This window comes from Microcoleus sp. A003_D6 (genome assembly GCF_036702825.1).
GTDB lineage: Bacteria > Cyanobacteriota > Cyanobacteriia > Cyanobacteriales > Microcoleaceae > Microcoleus.
The window spans coordinates 14,170-30,587 of sequence record NZ_JAUBWA010000039.1 but is presented as its reverse complement, the minus strand read 5'-3'; the positions used below and the strand labels follow the sequence as shown (position 1 = coordinate 30,587).

Here is a 16,418-nt window from a genome sequence, read left to right as displayed (position 1 = left end):
TGTAAACAAAAAGTTAAAGTTGCTTTTTTGCGGAATGCCTATTGGGAGTTTTGTATTTTCGAGTATCGTTGTAAATAGGTGAATGTGCTTCAACGTAAAACTGGACTGTTTCGACAGCAAGGAAAAACACAGTGAACAATAAATTATTACTTTTGGCGGCTTCGGCGTGTGTATTGACTGCTTTAGTACCTGTATCGCGAGTTTTTGGTGCGTGCGAATTGTCGCAGCTACCGCCGGAAACAAAATCTGTTGCTGTAGCGGGTACGGCTGTTCCGGTAAGTCAAATCTTGCAGCAGTTAAAAGGCAAAACACAAGTACCAATTTTTATCCCCAGCCGGCTTCCTATTCCGCCGCAAAAGCTTTACTATCAAAGCCAAGCGACAGCGGACAGCTATACTATTTCTATGGAGTATACAGCAGATTGTCGAGGTGCGGGAGCTTGCACTTTTGGGGAAATTCGAGGTCAGAAAGGGGGTGAGTTTTCTACCAAAGTAGAAGGGGTAACTAAGACCTTAAAAAATGTTCAACTGGCTGACCGAGTGAAAGGTGTTTTTCACAATGGTTGCGGGGCTTACTGCACAGCAACTCTTGAGTGGAAAAGTCAGAATTTTATGTATACCGTAGCAATTAAGAATGGACGAGAATCGGATTTAATTTTAATAGCAAATTCTGCTATTTTAGCTCGGAAACGTTAAGCTTTGTAGTCGGGAACGCACAACTTCTATCGGTAGGGTGTGCAGGGCGCACCTTACCGTTATTGTTTGAGAGATTTGTATGAGAGATATTAACTCGCACTCGCCCTTTACAAGATGCTATGGTTTTTTTGCACTTATCTACTTCGGGGGAAATCACGATGAGGGGAAGATGGCTATTTGCGGCGATTTTTGCTGGTGTGGTGACTGCTTTTACGATTCCCTACCCTTCGGGAACCCCTGCGGGGAACGGGATAGCTTCGCTTCACGCACATTTGATACCAAACTCAGCGTTAGCAAGGACTGAACTCCCGATTACAGAAATCCGCTGGTTTAATTTTTCCCCTGAAGATAGCTGGCAACCGATACAATTTATTGTACCCGATCGCAATACTGCAAAATCTACAGGCAGCCGCAAGTTGCGGTTGTACGATGTTCATATTGCCAAGATGTTTGAGATTTCTCATTTTTTGTGCGATCGCGATCGCCCTTCAGAAGGTTACAATTGGTCTTATCAAGCGGAAAATGGCAATATTGAGATGGGACGCTTCAAAATTAGCTGCAATCTCGCCCGTTCCATCGCCACAGCTTACGGCCTAGGGAAACCAGAAATTACAGTGATTCGCCGCAACTTCAACCTGAAAAACAGCCGCCCTTCTTTTGCGCTAGAAAAATACTCGATTCCCACTTTGAACATTGCTAAAAATAGAGTTGTGCAGTGGAGGAATTTTGTGCAAAAGTTTCCTTCAATCCCCGATAATTCAGCAAACCAAGCTAACAGTCGTTTTCCTGCGAGTAACATTTTTCGGCAAATCAAAGGCAAAACGCGAGTGCCTGTTTTTCTTCCGAGTATACTTCCTTTATCTGATATTCAGCAACTTGAATTTGACGTGCAAGCAGGTTCCCACGGTTACATTGTGGGAATGTATTTAGGCAAAGGATGCCGCATCGGAACCTGTTATTTCGGCACAATCGAAGCTAAAAGAAATGAACCGTTTTCGCCTCCTTCGCAATTGCCGCAGGATACTTACAGAAGCGTTGAATTGGCGGGCGGATTCAGGGGGCTTTATTTCAATAATTGCGGTGCTTACTGCACTGCTTTTGTTGAGTGGCAAAGGCTGGGAGTGCTGTACCGAGTCACAAGGAAAAACGCACGGCAGCAAGAAGTTGTTCAGATAGCAAATTCTGCACTTCAAGCAGGGCAACGTTAATATGATTTTAGATTTGAGATGCTAGATTTTAGATTCGCGTTGATGTACAATTAAACTATACCTAAAAAACTAATAAGATGCCTGCGATTAGTGTTGAAGAAGCCAAGCAGAATCTGCAAGCTATCTTGGAAAAGGTGGCGAAAGGAGAAGAAGTGACAATCGTACAGGAGGGCAAAGTAGTAGCTCGCGTAGTCCCGCCCCTATCAAAGGAGCAGCGGTTAGCTAGGCGTAAAGCATTCCGAAACTCCATTAATGTCAAGGGCGAACCCCTAAGTGCAACCGTCATTAGGCTAAGGGAGGAAGCACGGTATTGATTTATATAATAACTTTCACATCTATAACAAATATTTTTATTCGGGACAAACTGAATGATTGCGGTCAAACCAAATGATGTAGTAAACAAACTGAATGCGAAACCCAAATATCCTTTTTTTCTCATCAATTCGCATTTCTGATAATCTCTCATCTTCAGGAATATTGTCAGGCAAAGTCGGATGAATGTTAATCAACTTATAACCCGTTCCCACTGATTCACCTCGTTTTTTTGAGCCGTGACCTTTGATTTGACCCCAAGTATATTTCTCAATTTTCTTTAGTCCTTCAATTAGGTCATTGATTTCTGATGATGTCCAGTCAGACAAAAGCCAACGATTTTTATCTGCATAGGTAAATCTGAAGCTAGGATGCTCGTCATCTGTACTGCTTGGTCGATTTAACTGAGTTGCTTGCTCTGGAATTCTTCTTTGTTGCTTGTTTTGAGGTGGCTTTGGTATTTGACTTTTTTTACCCACTTAGGCCTCCACCAAAGGTGCATAGCAGGATTTCATATCCTCGTGGGAGATGATTTTAGTTGATGTTTCCGCAGGTTCTAATCCCTGGCGGGCGTTGAGCCAAGGTGTCTCTGATTGCGTCAATTCTGCAAGATGTTTAGCACTTAATTCTCCATAAGCATTCCAAACTTCTTCGAGAACCTCGATTTCATCTTCATCAAATTCTTCTTCACAATTATCGGGAGCGGGAATATCGCTATATTTGTAAGCTTTGTACTCATCCCAAACATCGCGGACAATGGGGCCGGAAACCCAAGCTTCAATATCTCGATCAAATAGCGGCTGGCTTCTAAAGACTAAACTCCAAGCTTGTGCATAATACACGAGCTTTTGCAGTTTCAGCCCAGAAATGGTATCGCCTGCTTCTCGATCGACACGGCATAAAAAGTAACGAGCTACATCAAGAGCACTTTTCATAGTTTTAGGATTTGAGTAATTTGACAAATTCACTTTTGATGCTAAACTATTTGGTGGCTTGAGAAGTACGATCGCAATTACGATCGCCCTTTTCCCCTAGCCACTACATTTTTCTATCCAAATCCCCCAACCTTTGAGCTAATTCTTTCTGGCTGCTGCTAAGCTAACTCCTCATCCCAACCAGGTTCATCCGGCTCCACCCTAGGTAAATCCTACATTTTGCACCATTCTCAAGAACAGGCAAGATGCCTGTTCCACAAAGAGTAGATTTTCTTGTCGAACGGGCACCAGAGCCCGTTCCTAAAAGGCTTATTGACAATGGTGCAACATCTCAGTAAATCATACATCGCCAGCAGCCTTTGCTTCGGAATGTCGATCGCCCCCATGCCAGCGACGCGCAATGCTGGATGGGAAACATCATCAAGACTCGCAGCCGCAGCCGGTCATACGATTTTAGATTTTAGATTTTAGATTGGCAAGGGCTTATTATGTAAAGGTTTGGAGCTTGCCTACCGTTGCATCCTTTTTTTAAAGTGGCGCTCAAAATCTGGTATTTCTATTTTATCGCCCGAATTATCCCAACCAGCAATTAAAGTCCCCACCTGCGGTACGCTAGATCAGGTGAATATATTGGCTGATTTCAAGCTATCCTCCGATCGATCTTATGTCCCCAACCACATCTGCCCCCTCCCGAACCGTTCGCATCGGTTCCCGCAAAAGCCAACTCGCTCTCGTGCAAACCCACTGGGTGCAAGAACAGCTACAGAAACACTTCCCGGAACACACTTTTGAAGTCCACACCATGTCCACCCAAGGGGACATAATTCTTGATGTCGCCCTCGCTAAAATTGGCGATAAAGGACTTTTCACCAAAGAATTAGAAACGGGGATGATTAACAATGAAACGGACTTTGCCGTTCATTCCCTCAAAGATTTGCCTACCAATTTGCCCGAAGGTTTAATTTTAGGATGCGTCACCGAACGGGAAAATCCCGCTGACGCCTTGGTAGTTCACTCCAAGCACAAAGACAAGCAACTCGACACCCTCCCAGAAGGTTCAGTAATCGGCACTTCTTCCCTGCGGCGGCTGGCTCAACTGCGACACCATTTCCCTCATTTTGAATTCAAAGATATTCGCGGCAATCTCAATACTCGACTCGCTAAATTAGATGAGGGCGGTTACGACGCGATTATTCTAGCAGTTGCGGGATTGGAAAGATTGGGAATGGGCGATCGCATCCACCAAATTATCCCTGCTGAAATCTCCCTTCACGCCGTCGGACAAGGTGCTTTGGGCATCGAATGCCGCGCCGGAGATACAGAAATCATGGCAGTGATCAAAGCTCTCGAACATACGGAAACCGCCCAAAGATGTTATGCCGAACGCGCATTTCTGCGGGAATTAGAAGGCGGATGTCAAGTGCCGATCGGCGTCAATACCAAAATAGAAAACGGTCAATTAACCTTAACCGGAATGGTATCGAGTCTCGACGGCAAGCGATTCGTCAAAGATACTGTTTCCGGCGCCGCCGAGACTGCTGAAATGCTGGGAATTGACCTCGCTCACCGCCTGCGCCAACAGGGTGCTAGTGAAATTTTGGAGGAAATATTTGTCCAAGTTCAGCGCGGTTCTTAAACCAAATTGGCATCTATTTGTCAATGCTTTTAAACGCGAGATATCGCCTTTTGTAAAATAAAAATAATCGGCGGTTCGCTTTTGCTTTCACAGGTACAGTAACAGTATGTTTGTAGATTTTTGATGGTAATTTTCGATAGAATTGCCGATCGCTTTCAAAAATATCTGACTAATTTAGGACGCTCCGCACGGGTGTTGAAAAACCCGGTTTATGGATGGATGCCTTGCTGTAAAGCCCAGGATTTTCGTAGAAACCGGGTTTCTTTGGCCTTCGTCCTAAAACTATCAACATCCCAATCCAAAATCTACAATCAAACATCCCAAATAAATCAGCAACCTATTTCAGGGAAAGGCAAAATATGAGCGCTCCGGAAACTCAATTAAAGCTAGAATTGGCAAAAGTTCAGCAACTTTATCGCAAAATGCAGGCAGACCAAAAAGCTTTGCAGCAGCAATTGAAAGAGTTTAAAACCCAGACGGGAAACTTTTCCGATGTCGTCGAGCAAGTCTTGCCCTCTGTAGTTTCAGTTTACGTGATGGATTGGGATACAGGAGAAGAAATTTCTTCCGGTAGTGGCTTTTTTGTATCGCCTGACATAATTGTCACCAACTATCACGTTGTCGAAGATATTGCCGATGAAGATTATTTCTATGAAGAAGATGAAGTCGAACAGGTTTTAGTGGAAACTCACGACGGAAAGTTGAGAATGGCAGAGGTGGTATTTACTGGCAATGCGGAAGAAGATTTAGCATTGCTTTTGATTACTGGTTTTATGCTCGACCCGGCAACAGGGGAACAAGTAGAATCTCCCGAAGAATATCCTCCTTTAGAGTTGTCTTTTGATGTGAAAGTGGGCGATCGGGTAATTGCGGTGGGTAATCCTTTGGGACAGTTTGCTGCAACTGTAACTCAAGGTATTATTAGTGCAATTCGCGAACCCGAGGAATATGAAGAAGGCGATGAGGACGAAGATGATGTGGGTGAGGTGAAGGTGTTGCAAACTGATGCGGCGATTAATCCGGGAAATTCTGGCGGGCCGTTGATTAATATGGCCGGTCAAGTGGTTGGGGTGAATACCTGGGGGTGGGAAGATGCTGATAGTATTAATTTGGCGATCGCCTCTGAAGCTTTGGATGACTTTTTAGCTGGATTTGAGGAAACTTTCGAGGAAGATTCTCAGAATTAGTCGGGAATTGTTGCTAATCTGTCAAGAGGGCGATCGCACTTTTTCTGAGACGGGATGAAAAGGGCGATCGCACTTTCCTCAATTACACTTCACTCATAGCAACAGGGATGGGTTGCAGAGAAACGATCGGAATTGTTTCAACCAGTGACAGCGTGTAAGCTGAGAGATGCAAAAAATCAGATACTGGTTTTTGCAGCAATATCTCAAAAACGATTTCTCGCAATTCGCTTGATAGCTGCGATAATCCTGCTGCGATGGGAAAACTTCGGGTTCCCATATCTGTTTTTTGGGCTAATACAGAGTAGTCAAACACAACTATGCTGATGGCTTTGCGTTCTGTTTTACTAATCCGTAATAGGATATGCTCTGTTAATTCTATCCCTGTTGCGGGTACTCCTGGTTCAATGGAAATTGTCAGAGTATCGCTGATTTCATCATATTTGATATTTGGCTTGTTCATAAAGTTAACCCATTATTTTTTGATAAGCTGTAACAATATAGTTGTTTGGTATTAGTTGACCCTTTTCACTTGGACGATACCGACAGAGGACAATTGCAACAATATGGGTATTGTTCTCTACTAAATTGTCAAATTCTTTAATATAACGGTACTTTTGTGGATTTAATGAATCTTGTGTCCTACGACCTGAACGAACTGTTTGCTGGAGATTTTCTTCGCAATTTTCCATTTCGGGGTGATTGTCAGGGTCGATGATGTGTTCCCACCGTTCCTCGGTTAAATAAATATCATTGCCGTAGCGATCGCGAACTGTCCAGCGTTTATCAAACTGCATACCATTTTTTATGTTTACTGTCAATGGAAAACTTACAGATAGAGTTAATTATACCATTAAAATTTTCAAGGTAGGAGAGGTAGGGGCGATTTTCTACGAGATAGCTGCGCTTGACGCTCTTTTTTTCACCGCAGATTAACGCAGATGGACGCGGATCGATGCAAAGGGCGATCGGTATCTCATCTATTATTTTATCATTCATGTAGGGGCATTTTTGGCAAAATCTTTGAGAGCGATCGACAAATAATAAAAAACCGTCCCCACCCAGAAATTAAGAATTAATTGAATTTTGTAAACAATACAACATCATAATTCTATGGCCTGTAGGGGCGGGTTCACCCAAATATTTGACACCGATCGACAAATTATGTAAACCCGCCCCCACCCCACCCAGAAATTAACAATTAATTGAATTTAACGGTTATTCGGTGATAGTTGTTCGGGGTTATTGGTTGGGTGGGGGCGGGCTTATCAAGATTATTGGTGGGTGGCGAAATCGATCGGTTAACCCGCCCCTACAAAGTTGAAATAATTACCGCTTAAACTCAAATTTGCACCTCCTTCGAGAATACTAATTAATTCATTTTGAGCCGCCTTGCGGTAAATTGCCGTACCAGTTTGGTTAGCTTGCGAGAAAGGAACTAACAGATAATCATCAGCTTTACCGTGCAATTGGATACTATCTTCACCGGCATTAAAATCAGTAATCAGCGCGTAATCGCTATCCAGGTTATCGTAGTAAGTGTTATTGACATCTCCCAAGACGAAAATATCGCTACCACCTCCACCAGTTAAAGTGTCAATTTCCTCAATTCCAGGGTTAATGGCATTGATGTCAACTCCGGTGAGGAGATCGTTACCACTATCGCCTTTAATCGCATCATTACCAAGTCCACCAACTAGGCTATCATTGCCATCTCCACCTATTAAGATATCTTGACCTTTCTCACCATCTAAGTAGTCATCATTGAGATTTCCTGATAACACATCTTGACCTGAGTTGCCAAAGATTTTATCATTTCCTTGGCGGCCGGAAATTGTATCATCGGCATCTGTGCCATTGAGAATGTCATCTTGTACAGTGCCTTGCAAGCCATTATTCGGATTAGCAAAACCGAAACCTCGGCTACCAAAAATGGCATAACTTTTGCCGGGAGAATCGTTAAATAAACTGCCAGGTGCGCCAACTATTATATCGTCAATGCCGTCGCCGTTAATGTCTCCGCCACCGCTGACAGCAGTGCCAGCTAAACCATCGGTTTCTACCCCATTTAAAACTAAGGCATTGTTACCGTCGGCTGCTGCTAAGCTGAAATTAGCGGGAAATTCCTTTTTACCAAAAACAATAAAGGTTTTGCCTGCATTGTTTTTATCGTCAGAGTTGGCGCTGGAAGCTCCTATTAATAAATCGTCAAAGCCATCTTTATTAATGTCTCCGGCATAGCTAACTGCATTTCCTGCCGAACCTTCGGCATCGAAACCGAAGATTGTAAAGCCGTTACTACCGTTCAAGTCAGCCGGGTTGACAATGACAGGAAATGCCTCTTTTTTGCCAAAAATTACGGAGGTTTTGCCTGCGTTAATCTGATCGCCAACTGTTGCACCAGGTGCGCCAATTACGATATCTTTATTGCCGTCACCGTTGATATCGCCCTCTGCGGTAATAGCGATACCGGAACGTTCTTCAGCATTGAGGCCGGCGATGACAAATCCTGTTGTACCATTTAATTCTGGGACGTTGACGCTGCCAGTAAATCCCCCTGGTAGACCGAAGATAACGTAAGTTTTGCCTGCATTAATGCCGCCGCTGGTGTTGCCTCCATCTGCACCAATTACGAGGTCGGTAATGCCATCGCCGTTGATGTCACCGCTGCTGGCAGTGCCGCTAGAATTGCCGTCGATGCCGTTAATTACAAAGCCGGTATTGCCGTTAATTTCTGCTAGATTTAAGCTGGGAGAGAAACCAGTTGAACGGCCATAAATGACGTAACTTTTGCCCGGAGTGCCGCCGAGGGGGCCGGGTGCGCTGACGAGTAAATCGTCAATGTTATCGCCGTTGATATCTCCAATTCCGCTAGAATAGAGGCCGGCGTAGTCGAAGGCGTTTGTACCGGCAATGGCAAAGCCGTTATTGCCGTTTAAAGTTGACAGGTTGAAGTTAGCAGGAAATCCTCGGTTGCTGCCAAAGACAATGTAAGCTTTGCCTGCGTTATTTTGTCCGTTAACTGCTGCACCGAAGGCACCAATAATAAAGTCTTTGATGCCGTCGCCGTTGATATCCCCCGCACTGCTGACATTGCCACCGCTGAAACCTTCGGCATCGGTGCCATTGAGGGTGAAACCATTTTGTCCGTTGAGTTGAGAAAGGTCGATGGTGGCGGGGAATTTTTGAGTGCCAAAGACGACTTGACTTTTGCCTGCGGCGTTGATGTTATTGGGGTCGGCACCAAAAGATCCTATGGCAATATCGCCAATTTGATCGCCGTTAATATCGCCTGTTTTGCTGACAGCAACTCCTGAGAAGTTACCTGCTTCTGTGCCGTTGAGGGTGAAGCCATTTTCGCCGTTGAGGTTAGCGAGTTTGAGGTTATTAATGTTGACGGTAACGGTGGCGGCTTGTATTTGTTTGCCGTCTGTTAGGAGGTAGTTAAATTTGTCATTCCCTGTGAAGTTTGGCGGCGGGGTGTAGGTGAATTGGTCATCGGTTTTATCGTCGGGGGTGTTGTTGTCGTCGAGGGTGATGGTGCCGCCTGCGACTGATTTTGGGTTGAATTCTTTGATGGAGAGGGGGTCTTTTTCGGTGCTATCGTTGGCTAAGATATCGATGTTTGTTGCTGTGTTGACGGTGGTGGTGGTAGAGTCGCTGTTGGCGGTGAATGGGAGGGCGATCGCAAGTACGCTATCTGGATTAGGTGCGTTGATTGCTGCTTCAAGAATCTCAGGGTCAAAATCCGTCAGCACTAAATCAATAATAGTAGCTTCCCGAATCGTGGGATTGGTAATACTATCGCCTATTAATTGTTCGGCTTTTGCAACATCGGCGGGGGTTAAGTCAGAGATTTTAACTTTCTGGCGTGGGTAATTTTGCAGGGTAAAGGTGTTGGTGTTTTCGCCGGGATTGTAGTCGAATAAGGATTCTGCTTGATTGACTCGCCAGCTATCAGCATATTCGCCATAAAGTTGACTGGTAGCAACGGGTTCTGTCAATACAGTTCCGTCGCGTTTAATCAGGTCATCTTTGGGGTTTTTGTTGAAGTTGCCGAGTAGTCCAGTAATTTGACCTTCTCGTTCATTGGTTAGGAAAACATCAATGTTGACGCGACTTGTACTTACCTTAGCAACGAGTTGATCTCCTGTAGGATAAACAACAGTATAAGTTTTGCCTTCGCGGTAGATGCGACCATCTCCGACAGCGAGGGAGTCAAGGTCGGGTATTTCGGTGGGAACTCCATCTACGACAAGTCCTCGATCTAAGTAAATTCCGATGCGTTTTCCACCGATAATTGTACTTACGGCGGTGTTGTCGGAAACGTTATTGCGCGGGTCGTTACCAACAGGTTGTTGTCGAACTTGGATTTTTAGGTCGCCACTTGTTGACTCGATTAATGTGAATTCTCCGGCGGCTTGGAAGTCGTGATATTGTTTGTCGAAAGTTACGATGCGGGGGTCATTGTAGGTACTGGCGCTGTTTTCTGGGTGAGGTGGAGGGGGTGGGAATATGTTGGTGAGATGATTCGAGAGAATTACGTTTGGAAGAGATCTTAATATGTCTAATATGTCCGACGCTGTTAGCGGACCAAAATCCCAAGTGTATGTTAGAAAACCACTTGCCGATGATGAAGATATTCCATCGATAATAGACTGACCGTATGACAGGCTTGTGCCACTGTATCCATCTCCTTCAATATAACTTAAACCCACATCCCCAGTCACCTCCCCAGGTGCAGCACTCAGTTCATAACCCGAACCTGTGAGGCTAGTATAATTCCCTGTGGGATCATAAGCTCTGTCAGCATTGGTATATGTAGCGCTATAAGCCTTTGATGCGGCTGGCCCTAGATAACCACCTACACCTACAGTAATCTGTTTCCGGGGTATAGGACTGGTACCATCCCAAACAAGTGATCTCTGTACTGAGACGCCGAGTCCAGCGCCTGCTGTATAGCTTTCGCCAACTGCGGCCGTCCATAAACCGAGTGGGTCAATGAACTGCGCTGAATTGTTGTTGGCATAACTATATGTATTGCTTCCAGGTTGCAGAATAGGATCTACGGACAGAAATTTGCCTGTTTCTGAGTCATAGTATCTTCTTCGCATAAAATCAAGACCATTTCCCTCATCTATCACCCCAAACTGCCCAACAAACTCAAAGGGGTTTGAAACTGCCTCGATTTTGTTTAAATCTTCACCAAAAGGCAGATAGCTATAACGGTTAACATAACTGCCATTTCCTCCTGTTAATCCAGCCGTTGAACCGATCGCGTCAAAATCGTAATAAGCTGTCGTATTAGTAGCATCAACCCGATTTTCCAGCCCTAATCCATGCGTGTAACGAGCAGTTAAATTACCATTGCTGTATTCACCAACCACATCGCCCAAACCACTTGGATCGAGCAAATATTCAGTCCGTTGACCGTTGTGAGTGCTGGCAATACGGTTGCCAAAAGCATCATATTCATAACTCCAAATCCCGTCAGGCGTAACAACACCCACTAGACGATTCTCAACATCATAAGTGTAAGTCGAAGTCTTACCACCCTCAGTCTTAGAAATCAAATTACCATCAGCATCATAGGTGTAGTTTCCCTTCCCCACCGCCGTGTACTGATTCAGACTGTTGGTTTCATAAGACGTAGCAACCCCATTATCAGTAACCGCAGTCCGATTTCCCGCAGCATCGTATTGATACTGAATGGTTCGATTATCCGGCAAAGTAACAGAAATTAGCTGACCATTGGCATCGTACCCATACTTAGAAGTGCCTTCCAAGGTCGTCATGCTGGTACGCCGACCTAGCTGGTCATAAGTATAGTCAAAACGCGAATTAACTGAAGCATTTGGTGCGTAATTGACAATATTCAGCAGTTGCCCAGCGGCATCATAACCATAAGTAGTGTAAGTGCCATTGCCGTTATCTTCCCGACTCAAACGACCTAAATTGTCATAAGTATAACTAACAGTTTTTTGACCGTTGCTATCAATCAGTCCCGCCAATCTCCCCACTGAATCATAAGCATAGTTAACCGCAAAACCATCTCGATCTACCATGCGAGTGCGACGACCGCCAGCATCGTAGGTGTACTGCAAAAACTGACCATTGGGGTAAGTAATTTTTGTCAGTCGGTCAGCAGAGTCAAACTCTTGACTAATCGTACCTTTAGCATCAGTCGCAGAAATCAGATTGTCACGTTGGTCGTAAGTAAAATTGATTTGGGAGCCATCAGGGTTAGTCTGTTTGATCAGCCGTTCTCGGTCATCATAAGTGTATTCAATTCCCTGACCGCGACGGTTGACATACTTAACTAAATTACCCTGCGGATCGTAATTGAACTGCTCTTTAATGCTCTCGTTAGTATAGGCAACCTTGCTCGTTATTAGCTTGCCATTTTTATCGTAGTAACTGACAGTGGGATTCGTGCCAGTGCTGTTGCTTAAACTATCCAGCCGTCCGAAAGTACGATTGCTGACTAAACCGTTTAAATTACCAACAGGGTAATTCAACTGCTCATCACTGCTGGGAACATACTCGATTTCTACCAAATTCCCTTTATCATCATAGTTGTAACCAGTAACATTACCTCGCTGGTCGCTGACGCTCTGCACTTGGTTAAAGGTAGGCTCGTAAGTAAATTTAACTTGATTGCCCTGGGGGTCAACTTGATTGAGGAGATTGCTTTGCTCATCGTAGGTAAAATTAGAGCTAATATTCCCTGGTGCAATCTGCTGAATTAGGTTGCCATCGGCATCATATTTAAACTGTAAGTTACGACCGAGAGCATCTTGTAACTGACCAATTTGACCCAAATCATTTAACTGTAGTTTTGTCTTAGCTCCTGTGGTATCACTTGCCGTGACTCCACCCGCAGAATCATACTCAAAAGTAATCGCTTCAGCACCACCATTCAGACTTTGTTTGATAACCCGTCCTTGAGCATCATAATCATAAAATGTTTGCGTACCATCGGCAAAAGTCACAGAGGTAAGAGCTTTAGCCGCATTGTAGGTATAGCTAGTTGTGCCTTGAGGATCGGTGATGCTGAGAAGTAGTTCACCAGCGGGATCGTAGCTGTAGGTTGTGTTTCTCCCCGCTTGGTCAACAATTTGGCTAATTCGACCTTGAGAATTGTAGCTAAAACTGAGATTGTCGCCGTTAGTAGAATTAATCCGAGTTAACTGGTTTCCCGTGTAAGTCGCTGTAAGGCGATTACTGTTAGTATCTTCAATAAAATCGAACTTGCCATCGGGTCGAAAGGCAAGGAGAGTTCCCCCTTGATCCCGTATTTGAAAAGCATTTTCTACCTTAGTTAAAGTTGCCTTATCTCCCGGTTGATTCAAATAATTTCCATCGGCTTGCTTGCGAAATAATCGTAAACTACCAGAAGATTTGACTGTTACGTTGCCATCACTATCTTCTCTTGCCGTAATTTCATAAGGAAACGTCGAACCACGACCAAGGGAACCCAAATCGTAGCGTTGAGGTATGCTCCCATAGTTAGTAGATTGTTGTAATTCAAATGCCAGTAACCGAGAAACATCGTTACTATATTCCCCTAACTGACTGAGATGGGTAGCGTTATCAGCTAGAACTGCCTGATATTGACCCGCTGTATTGCCAACTGAACCTGTAAAGTTATTCCAAATAACATCCCAAGCATCGGCGGGTACGCTATCAGGACGAGCATCATTTTTGATACTATTCCAATCGATCGGCGCATTTTCTGCTACAATCCCGGCACTAAAGTTAATATCAGTATTTGCCTCTCCCGTTGGTTGGAAAGATACCTTAAAACTACTACTAGCTCCCGGTGGCAAGATGCCAGCAGCACCTTGGTTGTTGATGCCTAAAAACTGTACGTTTTCCGCAAATTCGCCACTAGCCGACTGTAATAGCGCTCCTGTCGCTGACAATGAAATTAAAGGAGCAACTGCATCTGTTTGACCCGCATTGGTGTAGGTGATAGTTACTTCGCCTATCCGATTCGGGCGGATGCCGCGTGGGGCATTTACAGATACTTGGATGTTGTTATTGGTGTTAGCCATAATCCGAATCTCCTCAAAAACGCTAATTGTTGCCAAAAAACACGAGGGGCCTGAGAAGGGGCGATCGCACAAAATGCGAAGTCACCACTTCACCAGCCCCGCGAACATCACACCCGTCTCGGACTGCAAATATTCAATTGTTTGAAATTACGATGCTTGAAAAAACGATACTGCCGACCATTGAAGCCGTACAGACTATATCATTGCGGGTACTTTTTCCCGACGTAGAAATAATTTACACGATTTAATTTAACCTGTCAATACTCCAGTTATCTTTTTTTAGTAAGTTTCATGGTGGGGTGGGGGCGGGTTTATAAAGTTTATCTGTGGGTGACGAAAATCATCGGTGAACCCGCCCCTACAAATTTATAGGAATATTTTACCAAACCTGTAGGGGCGGGCGATGCCTAAATATTTGAGAGCGATCGACAAATTATAAAAACCCGCCCCCACCCAACCGATCGCACCTATTCCTTTGAATTCCACTCCCGAACATCTTCCTCAGAAACGTGATACCGATAAAAAGTTGAACCCTTCACAGTTACGTGAATTTTACCTTTACCCCTTTCCGCCTTCTCACTCTCAATAGTCACCTGTCCAAACCCTGTTTCTGCCCAAGTTTGACACAAAATGTCCTCGATTTTATCCAAAACCTGATTAATCGGATTCTCTTTGCTTTCTGGCGCTGATGGCATATCTGTTTCCACCTTCTGAGTTGACTTAGCTTTGCTGTTACTGCCGCCTGCTTTGTTAGTCCGATCGCCTGCTGCATCCTCTGATACAAACCTCATAGCTTCTGACTCCCTAAATTTGTGCCTCTATATAGATTTCGGAAATAGCCCTATGTTTTTACGCATAGTTCCAGCTTTTGTAACAAACATTTACACGATCGCTCCCAAAGCCACAAAATAGCGATCGCACCGATTACCCGCGATCGCCCAATCCAGGCATTACCCCAGAACCCAAGAACCTATAAAATGAAAAGTGGTGAGTTTCAGGAGTGCAAGCTATTCCCACAACAGCACAGATATGGCAAACCTTCGTTATTTGTTGCTGGGCAACAAAATTATATCGGAGTGTTAACATAGTCCGTATAGATGAGCGGACAGGAAATGTGTTCATCTTAGTTGGTGAAGAAATCGAAATGGAAATTAAACCCAACGGAGAATGGATTGAGTAAATATGAAACCCAACTTCAATGAAATGAGCAAGAAAGAGTTACGCACTTATGTACTCGCTCATCGAGATGATAATGAGGCATTCTATGCCTATATTGATAAAATCAATGCTGAAGGGAACCGGGTAACACATCCACCCCTAAAATCTTTAGAAGATATCGAAAATTATCCAGAGTTTCTGGAAAAACTGCGCCGCGATCCGGGCCACCAAGAATCAGCTTAGATGTAGTGGGGTAGGTTTATTAGGATTATCTGTGGGTGGAATAATTTATTGGTGAACCTGCCCCTTGTATCTTCAAAGAGGTAGATTGGGATTTACCGTTGGGTGGGGGCGGGTTTACGAGATTATGAGTTTTAGGCAATTATTTTTGGTAAAACCCGCCCCTACACATTTGTCCCCAATTTTACCATGTAGGGGCGGGTTCGCCTAGATATTTGACACCCCTCAAAAATTATAAAAACCCGCCCCCACCTCACCAACTGGTCTCAGAATTTGCAGATATTTTACCCTATTTCCGCACAGCTTCCAGCAAGCGGGAATAGTAAAAGCTAGTGCTATTCATGGCTGTTCTGTTAACAACAAAACCGTTGTTTTCTAGGATTTTGATAATATCTGCTTCGCGGTGCTGGTAAGCGCGGGTAGTTTTGCTCGGGCCGGGGAAAAGTTCGCCAAATTTTTTGAGGGCGGTGAGTGCTAAAGTTTTTGGGGCAAAACTGAGAATTAGTCGCGATTGGGCGATCGAACTTAGGTGAGCGATCATTTCCGCAGCCTTACTCTGAGGATAGTGGATCAGCACGTCCAAACAAATCACCGTGTGAAATTTGCCCGTTAAAGCTTCCAAATCTTGGGCCGCGAAGGAGATGTTGTAGAGCTTGCCCGGAACGGCTGTAGATCGATCGTAGGCCTCTGCTACCATCTTTTCAGAGATATCGCTAGCGCAAACAATTGCCCCAGCCTCAGCTAGGGGAATGCTGAGAGATCCCACACCGCAGCCGGCATCGCAGACTGAAAGCCCGCGCAAATTGCCGTCAGCTTCCAGCCAACCGAGCACTGTATCCACCGTTTTCTGGTGCCCGGTGCGGATGTCTAGCTGCACTTTATTGACTTTGCCGTCGCCGTAAATTCGCTGCCAGCGATCGAATCCCGTCGAGTTAAAATACTGTTTGACAATATCCTTGTCGTTTGCCAAATTCATCTTTCTGCCTGCTACTG

Annotated in this window: 15 protein-coding genes; 8 read left to right on the top strand and 7 right to left on the bottom strand. The window is 44.6% G+C overall.

All coding sequences use genetic code 11. The annotated features are described in order from the left end of the window. Positions 1–131 precede the first annotated feature (131 nt). From QUB70_RS13065 to QUB70_RS13055, 3 genes are all read left to right on the top strand, one after another. On the top strand, positions 132–695 hold the full coding sequence (locus QUB70_RS13065) for a hypothetical protein (RefSeq protein WP_332980865.1): 564 nt from the start codon (positions 132–134) through the stop codon (positions 693–695). 158 nt (positions 696–853) lie between these two features. Next, a complete protein-coding gene (locus QUB70_RS13060) occupies positions 854–1,903 on the top strand; it encodes a hypothetical protein (protein ID WP_332980864.1) in 1,050 nt (349 codons plus the stop codon). A 77-nt stretch (positions 1,904–1,980) separates the two neighbouring features. After that, positions 1,981–2,217: a type II toxin-antitoxin system Phd/YefM family antitoxin gene (locus tag QUB70_RS13055; RefSeq protein WP_332980862.1), complete on the top strand. Its 237-nt coding sequence runs from the start codon at positions 1,981–1,983 to the stop codon at positions 2,215–2,217. A 36-nt stretch (positions 2,218–2,253) separates the two neighbouring features. Here the strand turns inward: QUB70_RS13055 and QUB70_RS13050 are convergent, their stop codons facing one another. Next, positions 2,254–2,694 (bottom strand): MAG6450 family protein, encoded by a 441-nt coding sequence (locus QUB70_RS13050; RefSeq protein ID WP_332980860.1) that lies wholly within the window; start codon positions 2,692–2,694, stop codon positions 2,254–2,256. Beyond that, positions 2,695–3,150 (bottom strand): Panacea domain-containing protein, encoded by a 456-nt coding sequence (locus QUB70_RS13045; RefSeq protein ID WP_332980858.1) that lies wholly within the window; start codon positions 3,148–3,150, stop codon positions 2,695–2,697. A gap of 318 nt (positions 3,151–3,468) precedes the next feature. Here QUB70_RS13045 and QUB70_RS13040 point away from each other — a divergent pair, with 318 nt between their 5' ends. The 3 genes from QUB70_RS13040 (at position 3,469) to QUB70_RS13030 (ending at position 5,973) form a co-directional block, all read left to right on the top strand. Continuing rightward, the gene (locus tag QUB70_RS13040; RefSeq protein ID WP_332980856.1) at positions 3,469–3,621 is read left to right on the top strand and encodes a hypothetical protein; all 153 of its coding nucleotides are present in this window, start codon (positions 3,469–3,471) and stop codon (positions 3,619–3,621) included. 193 nt (positions 3,622–3,814) lie between these two features. After that, on the top strand, positions 3,815–4,786 hold the full coding sequence (hemC, locus tag QUB70_RS13035; protein ID WP_332980854.1) for a hydroxymethylbilane synthase: 972 nt from the start codon (positions 3,815–3,817) through the stop codon (positions 4,784–4,786). Positions 4,787–5,145: 359 nt separating this feature from the next. After that, entirely contained in the window at positions 5,146–5,973 is an 828-nt protein-coding gene (locus QUB70_RS13030) for a S1C family serine protease (RefSeq protein WP_332980853.1), read from the top strand. 82 nt (positions 5,974–6,055) lie between these two features. On the opposite strand, the gene QUB70_RS13025 is transcribed toward QUB70_RS13030, so the two are convergent. The 4 genes from QUB70_RS13025 to QUB70_RS13010 form a co-directional block, all read right to left on the bottom strand. Continuing rightward, positions 6,056–6,433, bottom strand: a complete 378-nt coding sequence (locus QUB70_RS13025) for a DUF2283 domain-containing protein (RefSeq protein ID WP_332980852.1) — start codon at positions 6,431–6,433, stop codon at positions 6,056–6,058. Between the two features lie 4 nt (positions 6,434–6,437). After that, positions 6,438–6,767 (bottom strand): hypothetical protein, encoded by a 330-nt coding sequence (locus QUB70_RS13020; protein WP_332980850.1) that lies wholly within the window; start codon positions 6,765–6,767, stop codon positions 6,438–6,440. Between the two features lie 504 nt (positions 6,768–7,271). Further along, positions 7,272–14,027, bottom strand: a complete 6,756-nt coding sequence (locus tag QUB70_RS13015; protein WP_332980847.1) for an RHS repeat-associated core domain-containing protein — start codon at positions 14,025–14,027, stop codon at positions 7,272–7,274. Positions 14,028–14,494: 467 nt separating this feature from the next. After that, positions 14,495–14,818, bottom strand: coding sequence for a hypothetical protein (locus QUB70_RS13010; protein ID WP_332980845.1), 324 nt, complete (start codon positions 14,816–14,818; stop codon positions 14,495–14,497). 209 nt (positions 14,819–15,027) lie between these two features. Between QUB70_RS13010 and QUB70_RS32705 the strand changes: the two genes are divergently transcribed. Continuing rightward, a complete protein-coding gene (locus QUB70_RS32705; protein ID WP_442927783.1) occupies positions 15,028–15,207 on the top strand; it encodes a DUF6888 family protein in 180 nt (59 codons plus the stop codon). 2 nt (positions 15,208–15,209) lie between these two features. Then, positions 15,210–15,428: a DUF6887 family protein gene (locus tag QUB70_RS13005; RefSeq protein ID WP_332980844.1), complete on the top strand. Its 219-nt coding sequence runs from the start codon at positions 15,210–15,212 to the stop codon at positions 15,426–15,428. A gap of 286 nt (positions 15,429–15,714) precedes the next feature. On the opposite strand, the gene bchM is transcribed toward QUB70_RS13005, so the two are convergent. Beyond that, on the bottom strand, positions 15,715–16,401 hold the full coding sequence (gene bchM / locus QUB70_RS13000) for a magnesium protoporphyrin IX methyltransferase (RefSeq protein ID WP_332980842.1): 687 nt from the start codon (positions 16,399–16,401) through the stop codon (positions 15,715–15,717). Positions 16,402–16,418 lie beyond the last annotated feature (17 nt).